The following is a 14,961-nucleotide window of genomic DNA, read 5'->3' as shown; positions in this document are numbered from 1 at the left end:
TGGTAAAACTATTTTCAAGATACTTAATTCTTGTTTTAAATGTTGTTTAATGTATTAGGCAAACTAGCCTAATACATTAACATCACTACTAGTGAAGTGCCGCTGTAAACGGTATATTTTTACAGATTTCAGCTTCTGCTATCAAAATTTCTTCTAGGCGAGCATCAACTTCTTGCTTATCGAAATACTCGTAGGCAAGTTCAACGAATAAGTTTTTATGTTTTTCTTCTGATTTAGCAATCGCGACATAAAACTCTTTTTCTTTACCTGCTGGTAAGGCTTCAGCGACAAGCGAAAAACGCTCATGTCCGCGAGCTTCTATTACACCTGCCACTAATAAGCGGTCCATTAAAAATTCATCACGACCATTTCTGAAAACCGCGCGAATTTGTTTGATGTAAGGATCTTTTTGATCATTACCAAGTGAAACATCACGTTCCATTAGTAATTTTAAAACTTGCTTAAAATGAATCATTTCTTCTAACGCTAAATCAGTCATAGCTTTAACGAGCTTACGACGATCTGGGTAGTGTGAAAGCATAGACATAGCCATACCAGAGGCTTTTTTTTCTGCTGCAGCATGATCTTGTAAAAAGGTATTGAAGTCAGCCAAGACTCCTTCTGTCCATTCAAATGGCGTGTGGTATTTTAATTCAAACATAATAAGGAACAACTTAACTTATAATGGCGGCGATTTTAGCGTATTTTACTTATGATTATAACCAAGAGATTTATCAATTTTACCACTTCGGGTTGATGACACTTTATCTGGGTGTTTTATGTCATTCCAAGCTGTGACCTTGCCCCCAATATTAAGCTGTTTAAAGCTGATTGGTTGTTCCGTGCTTAAAAACTGCTGCAATAGTTGCGGGCTATTAGGGTCAGCAACATTAAGTGTTAGTAATTGATGTTCACAGCCTTTAAAGTAATCTGCTATTTGCTGTTGATGGCGCTGATAACAGGCTGTTAAATACTCATCAGATTCTAAATCTGCCAAACTATAGTGGCCAAACACATCAAGATAACAGCGTTTTAAGTGAATATTAAAGCCACCGTCTGGGCGCATTAAATTAGTGTGCATACGTGTTAATAGCTGCCTGATTGATGGTAGCCATTTAGCTAAGTCGCGCTCAAGATTTATAAAGCGGCTGTTTGCAAAGTGTTTATCGAGTAAAACATATTCACTAAATACAGGGGTGTCGGCAATAACGTCTGCGTTGGTAATTGCTTGTTGGGTATAGGCTGTGTGCGAGGTTTTATAGCCGAGTTCTAAAAAGCTGTTACATATACTGGTTGTGCCGGTTCGTGGTAAACCGATTATAAAAATTTTTGAGCTCATGGCACCTTATCAATAGATAACCACAGCGACTTATCTTCTACTGGGGTTAACCTTGGTAATTCGTTATTGTTCAATTCTATAATAATCTTGTCATGAACGTGGGCATTTTTAATGAAATCACGATTATATTTAAAGAATAGCTCGTCAAATTCACCGTTTTTACGCATAACTTTTAAACCCTCATTCACCGCTTTTGCAATTTCAGGCTTATCTTTGTTAAAAAAGAAATAAATAGGGCTTTTATATTTAAGCATTAGTTGCGGAAGAACAACCAAGTCGATTTTTTTCTCGAAATTAGCCTTTTCCTCCTCTATTTCGAGTATAGAGCGAGGAAATAACTGCCCTCTTCCTTTATCAAGCATAACGAACAATGACTCAAAATCTTGAGAAGTAGCCACAGTTAAATTGTTGCCTTTTAAAATATCTGTGTCAGGCCAGTGCTGGCCTTGTATAAATATAATATTTTTGAGATCGTCGTATGTCTTGATTTGGCTTAGATAAGGTAATTGCCTTTTAGTTGTAAACATTAAACGCCACCCGAACAGTCCTTTAAAAATAGGAATTCTCAATGGCAATAACATTTTTTCACGTTCAGTATTGGTCATACTCCAATACACATTAATACCTGTTCCAGTCGCTATTTCTCTAAGAACTCTGTTTTGTCCTAATAGTCTTGGTGACGGTGTTAAAGTAAAATTATAACCACTTCTCTCAAGCGCGGTACGAAGCAATATAAGAGGATAAAGTAATTTTTCATCAAGGTTTGGCAAAGTCTTAGGGTAAATTACCCTAAGAGTTTCAGGTGGAATAGCAACCGCTTTTTTTGCATTGATTGTTTTTACATTTGCCGAACAAATATTTGTTAAAAACAGTAAGGTAAGAGTAAAAACAACTTTCTGCATATTAGAATACCTGTGTAACTAATAACATCACTGCACTGATCAAAATAGTTAAGAAGGTGAGTATCATTCCTAACGCTCGTAATTTCATTATATTATCAACGAGTGCATAACTATGACAAAAACGGCCAGCAACAAGCATTGAACCTAAAATATAGCAGAAATGGCTAGGAAGACCCTGATACTCTAATAAAAATAGCAGAATCAATGAAAATGGCACATATTCAATAAAATTAGCATGGGTACGTATAGCTGCTTGTAGGCTTGCATCACCACCATCGCCTAGTGAAATACGTTTTGCTTTACGAAGTTTAATTACACGAAAGCTAAGTTGGATGTATAAAATGGCCAAAATGGCAGCAAAAGTTGAAACAATCACAGTTTTTCCAATTTTTATTTAAAGTTAGACGCTTAGCACTGTTTATTGCTAGGCTGTTAAGTAAGTAGTTAGGTTAGCTCAGTATGATATTTAATGTCTAACAGTTCTTAAGGAAGTGCATGTTTACGCCAAGAAAAATTGCCGATAATTACCGTGAAATGGTAAGTAGTATCGGTTTTTACCCTTCAATGCTCTCTGTCATGTTTTTGATTTTCGGATTAATTAGCATTGCAGTAGAGTACTCTTCTCTATCAATGGAGTTTAAAAAGCTGATTGGCGTGTTGTTGGTCGACAGCGAAGAAAACGCCCGAACTATCCTCAGTACGCTTGCAGGAAGCATTATCTCGTTAACGGTTTTTAGCTTTTCTATGGTTATGGTAGTGCTAAACAGCGCCAGTGCTAGCCTTTCTCCTCGAGTATTACCTGGACTAATTACCCGTAAATCGCACCAATTAGTGCTTGGCTTTTATCTTGGTAGTATTATCTACACTATATTAATGTTGATAAACATACGTACCATTGGCGATGGAGATATGGGAATTCCATCTTTGGGTATCTTCTTTTCTTTGGTTTTTGGTTTGATTTCGCTGGGATTTTTTGTGTTTTTTATTCACTCAATTTCTAAAGCGATTCAGGTCGATAATGTGTTAAACGATCTATTTAAAAATACCAAAGGCGAGCTTAAATGCATTATTAATATGCAACAAGAAAACCCAGTTGAGCATTTTCCTGACTTTGATGACTGGCATAGCATAAAAAGTAAAACAGAAGGCTACTTTAAAGGCGCACATAGCGATAAATTGTGCGCATTGTGCCAACAGCACGGTATAAAAATTTATATCTCGGTTAAGCAAGGCTTCTTTACGGTTAAAGGTTATCCGTTTTTAAAATGTGATACTGACTTATCTGACAACCCAGAGCTTGTAGAGCAACTACTAAACTGTTTTATCTTTTATATCGAAGAGTATATCAGCGACCATTACCGCTACGGTATGACACAAATTTCAGAAATTGCAGTAAAAGCCATGAGTCCGGGGATTAATGATCCTGGCACTGCGGTAAAAGCCATTGATATGCTGAGTATCTTATTGATTTTACGTTTAGATATTTATGATGTTAATTACTCGCTTAAACGATGCGAGAACAATCAACCACACCTTTATATACACGAAACATCATTCGATGAGCTACTGCACGATAACTTTACGCCTATTCGTAACTATGCAAAAAATGACGCCTATGTCATGGTTAACGTACTTGAAGCTTTTAAAAATATATTGTTTAGAGCATCTGATAACGAAAAAGCAACAGATAGTTTGTTTGTTTATTTAGGGGCGATTATTGAAGATATCGATACGCATATTAGTAATGAGTATGACCGAGAACAAATTACTAATATGCTTAAAGCCATAGCCCGTATTTCAGAGCAACAAGGTGAAAAATTGCTGGCAAGCTTCACCAGCAATCAATAGACTAATTTTCTATTAAGTAAACGGCATAGCTACTAGCTGTGATCGTAAGCTCGCCACCGTTGTATGCATCAGGTACATAGTTATCTGGTGCAGCTTCAGCCATAACCATTTTACTTGCACGCATATAAGGCTGGTTTCCTGTTTCTAGTGGGCTATTAGAAGCGGTATAAAGACCTTTAAGCTCTACCCCGTAATCACTGGCAAACTCTTTTGCGGCATCAAGCGCATCTTTAATTGCCAGTTTTTGAGCTTGCTTTTGTAACTCTTCATAACGGCTAGATATAAACTGCGTTTGATTAATTTCATTTATGCCCGCGTTCACCAATTGCTGAAGCATAATTGGGTACTTTTTAATATCAGTTAAAGTCACAGATAGACTGCGAGTTACTCTATAGCCGACAAAGTTTTGCTTGCCTGTTTCACGGTTGTATTCTGTTTGGCGGTGTATAGAGATATTAGACGCATAAATGCCCTTTTCATTCACACCTTGGCTTTTAGCAAGCTTAATAGCTTTTGCCATGGTAGCATCGGCTTTGTTTTTAGCGGCAATTAAATCTTTATCTACTTCAACAATACCCACTGTTAGTTTAACGTTATCAGGGATAGCTTTGATAGTTGCGTTGCCTTGAATGTAAATATGCGGTGCATCAGGTGTAGCTTGTGCTAACGCATTAAAGCTTAGCGCGGTGGCCATCGCGGTGAAAATTAATTTACGCATAATACTGTTCCTTAATTATTAACTCCGTTCATTATCACCTTAAAGAGTTAATTGAATATGAACAAGGCCTTTAAAACAATATAAAAAAACAGGCATTAAAGCCTGTTTTTTCAATAACTCAACGTGTTATAGCTTAGATACTACGACGCTTATAGTTACGGTACTCTGGAAGCCAATAGTTTTTCTCAATAGCAGCCCATAGCGCTTCATCGCTCAGCTCAAGTGCCACACCTTCTTCCATCGCTTTTTTCGCTACCGCAAACGCAATACGTTTACTTAATGATTGGATTTCAGTAAGTGCTGGTAATAAGCTACCTTTACCTGTGTTAGCACGTGGCGAAGACTCTGCCAGAGTTTCACTTGATACAATCAGCATCGCATCTGTAATTCGTGTTGCTTTAGCAGCAATAACACCTAAACCAATACCCGGGAAAATGTAGCTGTTGTTACATTGCGGGATTGGGAAAATTTGGCCGTTATACTCAACCGGATCAAATGGGCTACCAGAGGCAACAATCGCTTGACCGTCTGTCCACTCAATTACGTCTGAAGGAAGTGCTTCAACTTGCTTAGACGGATTACTTAACGGGAAAATAATCGGTTGTGGGCAAGATGCGTGCATTGCACGAATAACTTGTTCTGTGAATAAACCAGGTTGGCCAGATACACCAATTAGGATGTCTGGTTGCGCACAGTGCATTACATCTAATAAAGATGCGTACTCACCGCTGTATGTCCACTCGCTCAAACCGTCTTTAGATTGGCAAAGGGCTTGTTGGAAGTCACGTAAGCCTTCCATGCCTTCAGTAAGTAAACCAAAACGGTCAACCATGAAGATTTGAGAACGAGCTTGCTCATCACTGATACCTTCAGCAACCATAGTACTGATAATTTGCTCAGCAATACCACAGCCAGCAGAACCTGCTCCGACAAACACGACTTTTTGCTCTGAAAGTTTTGAGCCTTTAACACGACATGCAGCTAATAAAGAACCTACTGTTACTGCAGCAGTACCTTGAATGTCATCGTTAAAGCTACAGATTTCATCACGGTAGCGTTTTAATAATGGCATTGCATTTGGTTGTGCAAAGTCTTCGAACTGAAGTAACACACTTGGCCAACGACGTTTAACAGCTTTGATGAATAGATCTAAGAATTCGTCATACTCTTCTTGCGAAATACGTTTATGACGAGCACCCATGTACATAGGGTCGTTTAGCAGTTTTTCGTTATTCGTACCAACATCAATCATTACTGGTAACGTGTAAGCTGGGCTAATACCACCACACGCTGTGTATAGTGATAATTTACCAATTGGAATACCCATACCACCAATACCTTGGTCACCTAGACCAAGAATACGCTCACCGTCAGTTACAACGATAACTTTTACTTTGCCTTTAGTGGCGTTACGTAAAATATCATCAATTTGGAAACGATCTTCGTAAGAGATAAATAGACCACGGGCACTGCGGTAAATGTCTGAGAACTTTTCACAGGCATCACCTACTGTTGGGGTATAGATAATTGGCATCATTTCTTCAAGATGATCACGCACTAAACGGTAGTAAAGTGTTTCGTTGTTATCTTGAATAGCACGTAGGTAAATGTGCTTGTTTAAATTATCGCTAAAGCTTGAATACTGCTGGTAACAACGCTCAACTTGTTCTTCGATCGTTTCATAACGCGGTGGCAGTAAACCGGCTAAGTTGAAATTTTCCCTTTCTTTTTGTGAAAAAGCACTGCCTTTATTTAATAGTGGCGTTTCGATCAGACCTGGGCCTGAATAAGGAATATAAAGATAATTTGGATCGGTATTTGTAGTCATATTTCCAAGCTTTGATGCGTCATAATTATGATCTGACATTATTACTCTTGAAGGCGAAATTGCAATGACAATTCACCTTGTCAGACCATTGAAGAAAATGAATTTTATGCTCTAAAGAGCTTACTAGATAGTATACATGAAAACTCAGCAGCTTTAAGGCTGCTGAGCTTGTTTTTAGTGGCTTTTATCACTTAAAGCGATGCCTTCACGGCGAGGATCGGCTGCGCCATAAAGCTTACCGTCTTTTACTTCAACAGCATGTAAACCAGAGTTTAAATCTAAGATACGAACTGTATGTCCACGATTAACAAATTCGGCTTCAGCGTTGGCAAGTTCAGTGCCCTTTTCTAGGCTTGTGTAATTATTACGATTAGTAATGCGCGGTAAGTTAATTGCAGTTTGCGCATCTAAGTTCCAATCAAGCACACCCACAACCACTTGAGCAACGTAATCAATAATGCGGCTACCACCCGGTGAACCGACTACCAAGCGTAAGCTGCCATCTTTGTTAAACACCATTACTGGCGACATTGAACTACGCGGACGTTTACCTGCTTCAACACGATTGGCTAACGGCTTACCATTTTTTGTTGGTGATAAAGCAAAGTCAGTTAGCTGATTGTTCAAAATATACCCGTTCACCATTACTGTTGAACCAAATGCCATTTCGATAGAACTTGTCATTGACACTGCATTACCTTGGCTATCCACAATCGATACATGGGTGGTTGATGGTAATTCGTAAGCATCATCCTGTGCATAAGCAAGTGAGTTTGGTGGTGTGCCTGCTTCAGCGTGGGCATCTTTTTCAGAGATAAGCTTTGCTCGACCTGCAAGGTAACCTTTATCAAGTAAACCTTGTGTAGGGATTGGCATAAAATCAGGGTCGCCCATATACACGTTACGATCTGCAAACGCTAAACGCGATGCTTGTGTAAAGTAATGCAGAGCTTGAACTGAATTTGGTTTAAGCTTAGCCATATCTTTATGTTCAAGTAAGGCCAGAATCTGTAATACAGCTACACCACCACTACTTGGTGGAGCCATTGAACAAACCTCATACTGGCGATAATCAACACATACAGGTGCTCGTTCTTTGCTTTTGTAATTAGCTAAGTCTTCAACACTCAAAGTACCCGGTGCTACCACTGAGTTTTGCACTGCATTGACAAGTTCTTTTGCGTTTTCACCTTTATAAAAAGCATCAATACCTTGTTTAGCAATATCTTTATAAAGTGCGGCAAGTTCTGGGTTCTTCTTAACAGTGCCAACAGCAAGCGGTTTACCATCTGGGAAGAAATAATCACGAATAACAGGTAGCTTTGTAACCCCTGGGTTTAACTCTTTAGCGAGTAACTGATGTAAACGCGGCGACACAACAAAGCCTTTATCAGCCAATTCAATAGCAGGGCCAAACAAGGTTTGCCAGTCTAACTTTCCGTAACGCTTATGAGCAGTGGCAAAGGCATCTAAAATACCAGGTACACCTACAGAGCGACCGCCTACCACCGCTTCAATCCATTTCACAGCTTTACCGTGTTTATCTAAAAAGAGTGTTTCGTCAGCGTTACTTGGTGCAGTTTCTCGACCGTCAAAACTAGTAAGGCTTTTTGTTTTATTATCAAAGTACATCATAAATGTACCACCACCGATCCCCGACGATTGCGGTTCTACCAGTGTTAAAACAAGTTGAGTTGCAATTGCAGCATCAACTGCAGAGCCACCTAGTTCAAGCATTTTTTGGCCAGCTTTAACTGCATAAGGGTTTGCGGCAGCGACCATGTACTTATCGCCTTCAACAACCTGTTTATGAGCAAAGCCTGTTGCGGCTTCAGGTTCGCGAGTCTCAACTTTTGCAGGGGTAGCAAAAATAGCAGTTGAATAAATTAATGAAGTGGACAGAGCTAACAGCGCTTTGGTTTTGAATAACATAAATAAACTTAATCCCGTAGTGTATTTGGCATCTTAAAATTAAACGTGCACAATAGGCGACAATCTCAGATACAATAAAAATAACATGATAAACCTGCCCCTGAAACTAGAATATATTCTGCCTCCTTTGTGTTTAGTACTACTTAGTTCGTTGTTTGCAACTTTCAACTTAAATGAATATCTTGAATTTAACCGTGATTTAGTTGCAAATGGTGAATTTTGGCGTATTTTAACCAGCCAATTTGTACACGCAAATTGGCCCCATTTAGGCCTGAATTGTGCCGGGATTTTATTAATTTGGGCCTTGCATGCTGAGCATACAAGCCCTGCTCGTTATGCATTTAATATTGCTATTCTTGCATTGTGGTGTGGTTTAGGTGTTTGGCTATTTTGTCCAGATATCTATATTTACACCGGATTAAGCGCATTGCTTCACGGAGTTATTATTTGGGGCGCCGTTAAAGACGTTCAAGCAGGGGTGATTTCCGGCTGGTTATTGTTTGCTGGCACTTGGGCTAAAGTGATTTGGGAGCAAATAGCAGGCCCGAGTGATTCGGTGAGTCAGTTAATCGCCTCTAATGTTGCCATTGATGCCCACTTTATCGGCGCAATTGGCGGCACTCTACTCGCTTTGCCTGTCTTTATAAAAATAATAAGAAATCGCGAGTAACCTTACTCGCTTTCTTATTACAGCTCTTTATTAGCTAGAAAAAGGAACTTTAAATGAAAGAAAATAAAGGCCGCTTTTATCTAAGCCTCATCTTGCTTTGTCTTTATGGCCCATTGCTGCTTGGCTTTTTAAGCTCATATATTAATTTAAATTTTGTATCACCTAGGTATATGAGTGATGTTTCTCAGGTAACCAATGTAATAATACTTAGCTCATCTATTTTAGGCTTTACTTTATTGCTCATGAAATACCAAGAAGTTAGAACGCTTTTTAACAATAGAATATTCGCCAACACCTTAATTATAATAAGCTTTTTGTATGCTTGTTAGATGTTCATGGCAGTGTCCTTAGTTGTATTTTTGGATGCAACTTTCAGCTCAAATAAAGATTACATTTATCAAGAGCAAACTTTTAATAACCGTACTTTTTATGTTTATACAGCAGACCCAGGTGCTTTTGGAAAAGCGCACCATTATGTGTATTTAAAGTGCCCAGCTTCCTTTAATCGCTATGAATTGGAGTTAATAGCCAATCTATCATGGATGAGAGACTATGAAATGAGCCTAGAGGGGGATGATCTAATTTTTCAAAACGACTCAGAGGAAGGTAAAACTGTGCTCGATGTGAGTGAATTTTACTGCAAATAACCCCTTTTAGATAAATTCTATTACAAACAAAAACAGCCACTTAAAGTGGCTGTTTTTCATTTACGCTATTGGATTACAGGGTTTCTTTAAATAGCTTATGAATACGGCGGTATTCATCTAACCAGCTTGATGGTTGAACAAAACCATGTGGTTCAACTGGGAAGATAGCTGTTTCAAAGTTTTCTTTTTCAAGCTCAATTAAGCGCTGTACTAAACGTACTGAGTCTTGAAAGAATACATTGTCATCAACCATAGGCGCATTAATCAATAAATGGCTCTTAAGACCTTCAGCAAAATAAATTGGTGAGCTCTTTTCATAGGCAATTGGATCAATATCTGGGTGGTTTAAGATGTTAGACGTATAAGGACCATTGTAGTGAGCCCAATCAGTTACCGGACGAAGTGCAGCACCTGCTTTGAATAAATCAGGCTGTGTGAATAGCGCCATAAACGTCATGAAACCACCGTAAGAACCACCATAAGTGCCTACAGCTTGTGTATCTACGTTTGCATTGTCTGCCATCCAGCTTACGCCATCTGCTAAATCTTGGATCTCAGGCGTACCCATTTGACGGTAAATAGCTGTACGCCAATCACGGCCGTAACCTTTCGATGCACGATAGTCCATGTCCATTACTACGTAGCCTTCTGAAGCCAATAGTGAGTGGAACATAAACTCACGGAAGTAACCAGACCAACCCATGTGTGAGTTTTGTAGGTAACCAGCACCGTGGTTAAAGATAACCGCTTTACGGTTTTTACCCGTTTCGCCTTCTTTATAATCAGCTGGGTAATATACTTTTGCGTAAATTGGCTGATCAGTGTGGCTTGAAGGCACAGCAACAATCTTAGGTGCAATTAGTTTTTTCGCTAAGAACTCATCAGAGACCGTGTGCGTTAACTGAGTTGCTTGGGTATTTGCTTTTGCAGCAGCAACATAAAGCTCAGGTGGCGACATAATTTTTGAGTGAGTTAGCAATAGTTTGCTTTCATCTGGGCTTAACTGGTAGTCAGTCATACCATCGAGGTTGGTTACTTGCTCAGATTCACCGTTTGCAGGGTTTACACGATAGATTTCGTAAAGACCTGGGTGCTCAACGTTAGCTTTGTAGTAAATCGCTGAGTTATCATCCGTTAACGTTAAGTTAGAAACAACAAATTGGCCTTTAGTTAGTTGCGTTGCTTTACCGTTTAGTGGCTTTTTGTAAATGTGGCTGTAACCAGACTCTTCAGATAAATAGTAAAGGGTATCTGAGTTGTTCAACCAACCAAAATCATTGTATGCATAGTTTACCCACGCATCGTCATGTAGACGGTGTTGTGAAACAAGCTTGTTGTTTTGTGTATCAACAGTGGCTAACCAACGGTCTTTGTTGTCCCATGCTTCAAGCATAAGAGCCACTTGTGAACCGTCTGTGTTCCATTGGATAGCACTCTGGTCCCAACCCCAATCCATCATTAGGTTGATGGCACGTGGTGCTTTTTCAGACTTATAAGTTTTGCCATCACGGGCGTAATTTTCTTTCTTAACAGCTGCAAGTACGTCTTCATCAAAACCAGGTAAAGTATCGAATGCAAGAGTTGTTTGCTCGCCTGATTTAAGGTCGATGTAAACAACGTCTGAGCTGATTGGTTTTTCATCAGCAACACGACGGCGTACTTTTTCTGCTTTTACGCGCGCATCATCGGCAATGTAATTAGGCATGATATCGCCTTCATCGCGCCATGAACGGCTTTCTGTGGTTACTGCAACAAGTGCTTGGCCATTTGGTGAAAGCTGTACATCTGCTAAACGCTTACCTTTACCTAAATAAAACTGTGCATTAGCAATGCTGTCGTTTTGCTCGTTGATTTGTGCTTTACGCTCTTCACGATCTTTTTTGTTTTTGTGCGTCAGCGCAATGTAATCAATTAGTTTGTGTTGCTCTTTTGCAATGTAAGTGTCTGGCTCTTGTACACCTTTAGGTGCATCGTCTAGGTGTAAGTTAACTAATTCAACTTGACGACCGGTTGCTAAATCAACTTTATAAAATGCATTACCTTGGCGATATGCAAGGCTACCATCAGTTAAAAACTGTGGTTTTGATTGCTTTGCGCTGTCGTGTGTAATTTGCGTAATTTGTCCAGTGCTTAAGTTTTTAATGAAGATATTACCTTCAAATGCATAAGCCTGTTGCTTTTTATCCGCTGAGTAAACTGCGTTTTTAGCGCCTACAGTGTGTAGTTTATTTAACGCTAATTGTGATGCAGATTGGCTATTTACCGCTTGAACGTATAAATCGCGTAACTCATTGCCTTGTTGCTTTTGTGCATAAACGATACTGTTAGAATCACCGTTCCAGAAAGCACGCTCAGGCTGACGACCTAACCAATCAGGATGAGCCATTGCTTGCTCTAACGTGATTTCAGCTGAACCTGTATCAGCAGGAGTAGCAACAACTGGGGCTACATTGGTAACTTGTTCTTCAGAAGGCGTTGAGGCGGTTGATTGACAACCTGCTAGCATGAAGCTAGATGCGACTGCGAGAGCCACTAACGTTTTATTAGCAGTGGTTTTGAATTTCATAGTGCTTCTTACGGGTTATTATAATTCGCCCTATTTAAGCAGAAGCACTGATGAAATAGCAATTTTTATAGGATAAACAGCCAAACTTTTCCGTTTAATAACAGCTTATTTTAAACTGATATCAAGCCATACCATACGGTGATCAGACGATGCGTTACGATCTTTAATTAAACGGAACAGTTCAGAGTTTTTCTGTGGCCAAAAAACTCCACCATCGTTTATCTCAATACCATAATTTGATGGTAAAACGTAATCAGCACGAGCCTGCCAATAAGCGGTATAGTTTTTAGCGTAATCTTCTTTATACGATTCTTTAGCGCCTTTGCTTGTTGGCGTAAAAGAGGTATTCACTAATGGATTTTTTAAAATTTGGTCTGTGGTATTCGGGCGTGCCTTACCCCCTTCTGGCGCAGCATTTAAATCACCCACAATCACAAAGCGGCTTTTCGCTTTTAAGCCCCCTTTTTGGCCTTTATCATCATAAATATAGTTAGCATTATTGATGTAGTCTGCAATCAGGCGTACTTCATCATGATTACGCTTACCGTTACGGTCCTCATCACCATCAAAAACCGGTGGGGTTGGATGCGAAGCAAGCAAATGAAGCGTTTTTCCTTTTACATCAATTGGTAAATCCCAAAATGATTTAGAGCTTAGGTGAATTGCTTGCCATTCCTCCGTAGAGTACCAGTCTTTACCTGTTTTAGGGTCTATAGGCATTTGTGCATTTGGCATGTCTTTGTATTTGAATGTTTGTAGTGTGCGCGCTTTATCTAAATCGATTGGATAGCGCGACAATACAGCCATTGCATAATGCCCTTCAAAGAAGCCAAAACCTTGAGCATCACCTTTGTAATGCCCCTTTACACCATCGTTATCTAGGTCAAACTCGGTAGCTAAACCGGTGTTAACGGGGGCAATAAAGTAATACGGGTAATCGATAGCAACCTGCTTATTTTGTGATACTTGCAGGTAGTTTTTACGAAATACGTTGATGCCTTTGTCTGCATCAATATAATCAAACTCATTAAGTAAAATAACATCCGGTCTTACACGCTGAATTATTTCGGCAATGTTGCGTATTTGCTGGTGGTTGCTCGCTAAAGCTTTGCTTAAAGCATCTTTATCAATCGCTTCACCTTTTTTTGCATAGTTGGTTGCGTCCATACTTACGTTAAAGGTGGCAACTCGTAAATCAGCAGCCGATACATTGTTAGCAAATAAGCCTACAGTCAGTGCTATTGAAGAAGTTAATAAAGCGTTTTTCATGAAATAAATCCGTCTACAATAAGTAGTAAAATAATACTGCTGACAATGATCCATAAGATCATCGCCATGATAAAAGGTTTAATGCCCGCTTGTTTTAAGACCGAAATTGATAAACCACTCCCAATCAAAAATAAGGTCATTACCAAAACTTGTTTAGCGCCAACATTAAGTGCATGCCAGAGTGTTTGGTACTCAGGGAAGCTTGAGTTGATCAATGCAGCTGCTAAAAACCCAAATATAAACAATGGGATACTGGCTTTTTTATCTGATTTCCAAAAAACACCTGCGATACTAGTATACGGTATGATCCACATCGCTCTAGTGAGCTTGATAGTGGTGGCAATTGCAAGAGCTGATGCGCCATAAGCAGCTGAGGCCCCAACTACACTACTAGTATCGTGAATAGCCAGTGCCGCCCATACCCCAAATTGCTGCTCAGTCAGGCCCAAATAATGACCAATCATTGGAAATAACACCAAGCCAAGTGCGTTAAGTAAAAAAACTACAGCTAAAGATATCGCGACTTCGTGATCTTTTGCCTTAATAACTGGCGCCATTGCTGCAATTGCGCTACCACCACAAATTGCAGTACCAAATGATATGAGTACACCGGTATTTTTATTTAACTTAAACAACTGAGATAAAATTTCGCCAAGGCCAATAATCGCGGTAATACTGACAATAGTAAGTACAATTGAGCTGCGCCCTACTTCTATTACTTGACTAAAATCAACAGCAAAGCCTAAGCCAATAACCGCTAACTTTAGCATCCATTTACTAATTTCTTGTGACTGAACTGCAAATGGATTACCTAAAACCATAGCAAACAAAGCGCCAACAACTAGTGCCGTAGCAGAGCCAACAAAAGGTAAGGCCGATGCTAAAAATAGTGCAATAAAAAGAAATTGTTTTGGGCGTTCGGCTATCACAACGGTGCTCTGATAAATTTATTGGTTAACTTATGAACCACAGGTGCGACTAAAATAACGGTAGGAAATGCGACACAAAAAGCAAAAGCCCATGCTTTAAGCCAAATGGCTGCAATGTTATCGATTAAACCAAGGTTAAAAATACTGATCACTAAAGACATAAATCCAGACATAAACAGCGCCATAAAAAACGCAAATACGACTGTTCTTAATCGAGGATGTAACATAACGAACTAATATTAATATAAAAATATTAGTCTATAGCAAGATACCCCTGACGCAAGTGCTTTGAGACAAGAGGTACAAAATTAGC

General features: G+C 39.3%; 15 protein-coding genes. 4 read left to right on the top strand and 11 right to left on the bottom strand.

What is annotated here, in order from left to right; translation table 11 throughout:
• Positions 1 to 88: 88 nt before the first annotated feature.
• The 4 genes from J8Z25_RS08575 to J8Z25_RS08560 are packed head-to-tail and all read right to left on the bottom strand — an operon-like array spanning position 89 to position 2,617.
• The gene (locus J8Z25_RS08575) at positions 89 to 661 is read right to left on the bottom strand and encodes a MiaE family protein (protein ID WP_130051507.1); all 573 of its coding nucleotides are present in this window, start codon (positions 659 to 661) and stop codon (positions 89 to 91) included.
• A gap of 45 nt (positions 662 to 706) precedes the next feature.
• A complete protein-coding gene (locus J8Z25_RS08570; protein WP_130051508.1) occupies positions 707 to 1,339 on the bottom strand; it encodes a sulfotransferase in 633 nt (210 codons plus the stop codon).
• Positions 1,336 to 2,241, bottom strand: coding sequence for a substrate-binding periplasmic protein (locus J8Z25_RS08565; protein ID WP_178926957.1), 906 nt, complete (start codon positions 2,239 to 2,241; stop codon positions 1,336 to 1,338). Before J8Z25_RS08565 ends, J8Z25_RS08570 begins: the two co-directional genes overlap by 4 nt.
• Before the next feature lies 1 nt (position 2,242).
• On the bottom strand, positions 2,243 to 2,617 hold the full coding sequence (locus J8Z25_RS08560; protein ID WP_130051510.1) for an MAPEG family protein: 375 nt from the start codon (positions 2,615 to 2,617) through the stop codon (positions 2,243 to 2,245).
• Positions 2,618 to 2,736: 119 nt separating this feature from the next.
• Between J8Z25_RS08560 and J8Z25_RS08555 the strand changes: the two genes are divergently transcribed.
• Positions 2,737 to 4,089, top strand: coding sequence for a DUF2254 domain-containing protein (locus J8Z25_RS08555; RefSeq protein WP_130051511.1), 1,353 nt, complete (start codon positions 2,737 to 2,739; stop codon positions 4,087 to 4,089).
• Position 4,090: 1 nt separating this feature from the next.
• Here J8Z25_RS08555 and J8Z25_RS08550 read toward each other — a convergent pair whose 3' ends face one another.
• The 3 genes from J8Z25_RS08550 to ggt all read right to left on the bottom strand — a co-directional run bounded on the left by J8Z25_RS08550 (position 4,091) and on the right by ggt (position 8,567).
• Positions 4,091 to 4,807: an SIMPL domain-containing protein gene (locus J8Z25_RS08550; protein ID WP_250661986.1), complete on the bottom strand. Its 717-nt coding sequence runs from the start codon at positions 4,805 to 4,807 to the stop codon at positions 4,091 to 4,093.
• Positions 4,808 to 4,940: 133 nt separating this feature from the next.
• Positions 4,941 to 6,635 (bottom strand): NAD-dependent malic enzyme, encoded by a 1,695-nt coding sequence (locus J8Z25_RS08545; RefSeq protein WP_250662025.1) that lies wholly within the window; start codon positions 6,633 to 6,635, stop codon positions 4,941 to 4,943.
• Positions 6,636 to 6,809: 174 nt separating this feature from the next.
• Positions 6,810 to 8,567 (bottom strand): gamma-glutamyltransferase, encoded by a 1,758-nt coding sequence (gene ggt, locus J8Z25_RS08540; RefSeq protein ID WP_250661985.1) that lies wholly within the window; start codon positions 8,565 to 8,567, stop codon positions 6,810 to 6,812.
• Between the two features lie 85 nt (positions 8,568 to 8,652).
• On the opposite strand from ggt, the gene rrtA reads away from it, so the two are divergent.
• From rrtA to J8Z25_RS08525, 3 genes are read left to right on the top strand one after another with little or no spacing between them, the layout of a single operon-like run.
• Positions 8,653 to 9,237: a rhombosortase gene (rrtA, locus tag J8Z25_RS08535; protein WP_250661984.1), complete on the top strand. Its 585-nt coding sequence runs from the start codon at positions 8,653 to 8,655 to the stop codon at positions 9,235 to 9,237.
• 53 nt (positions 9,238 to 9,290) lie between these two features.
• Entirely contained in the window at positions 9,291 to 9,566 is a 276-nt protein-coding gene (locus tag J8Z25_RS08530) for a hypothetical protein (protein WP_250661983.1), read from the top strand.
• Between the two features lie 6 nt (positions 9,567 to 9,572).
• A complete protein-coding gene (locus tag J8Z25_RS08525; protein WP_250661982.1) occupies positions 9,573 to 9,884 on the top strand; it encodes a hypothetical protein in 312 nt (103 codons plus the stop codon).
• 73 nt (positions 9,885 to 9,957) lie between these two features.
• Here the strand turns inward: J8Z25_RS08525 and J8Z25_RS08520 are convergent, their stop codons facing one another.
• From J8Z25_RS08520 to J8Z25_RS08505, 4 genes are all read right to left on the bottom strand, one after another.
• On the bottom strand, positions 9,958 to 12,450 hold the full coding sequence (locus J8Z25_RS08520) for a prolyl oligopeptidase family serine peptidase (protein WP_250661981.1): 2,493 nt from the start codon (positions 12,448 to 12,450) through the stop codon (positions 9,958 to 9,960).
• A gap of 105 nt (positions 12,451 to 12,555) precedes the next feature.
• Positions 12,556 to 13,719: an endonuclease/exonuclease/phosphatase family protein gene (locus J8Z25_RS08515; RefSeq protein ID WP_250661980.1), complete on the bottom strand. Its 1,164-nt coding sequence runs from the start codon at positions 13,717 to 13,719 to the stop codon at positions 12,556 to 12,558.
• Positions 13,716 to 14,648, bottom strand: a complete 933-nt coding sequence (locus J8Z25_RS08510; protein ID WP_250661979.1) for a YeiH family protein — start codon at positions 14,646 to 14,648, stop codon at positions 13,716 to 13,718. The genes J8Z25_RS08515 and J8Z25_RS08510 overlap by 4 nt, the downstream gene beginning before the upstream one ends.
• On the bottom strand, positions 14,645 to 14,875 hold the full coding sequence (locus J8Z25_RS08505; RefSeq protein ID WP_178926949.1) for a DUF2798 domain-containing protein: 231 nt from the start codon (positions 14,873 to 14,875) through the stop codon (positions 14,645 to 14,647). Before J8Z25_RS08505 ends, J8Z25_RS08510 begins: the two co-directional genes overlap by 4 nt.
• Between the last annotated feature and the right edge of the window lie 86 nt (positions 14,876 to 14,961).

The sequence above is a fragment of the Pseudoalteromonas sp. SCSIO 43101 genome (assembly GCF_023650775.1).
Taxonomy (GTDB): Bacteria; Pseudomonadota; Gammaproteobacteria; order Enterobacterales; family Alteromonadaceae; genus Pseudoalteromonas; species Pseudoalteromonas apostichopi.
Note: the sequence above shows the minus strand (reverse complement) of the source record. Positions and strands in the feature narration are given on the sequence as shown.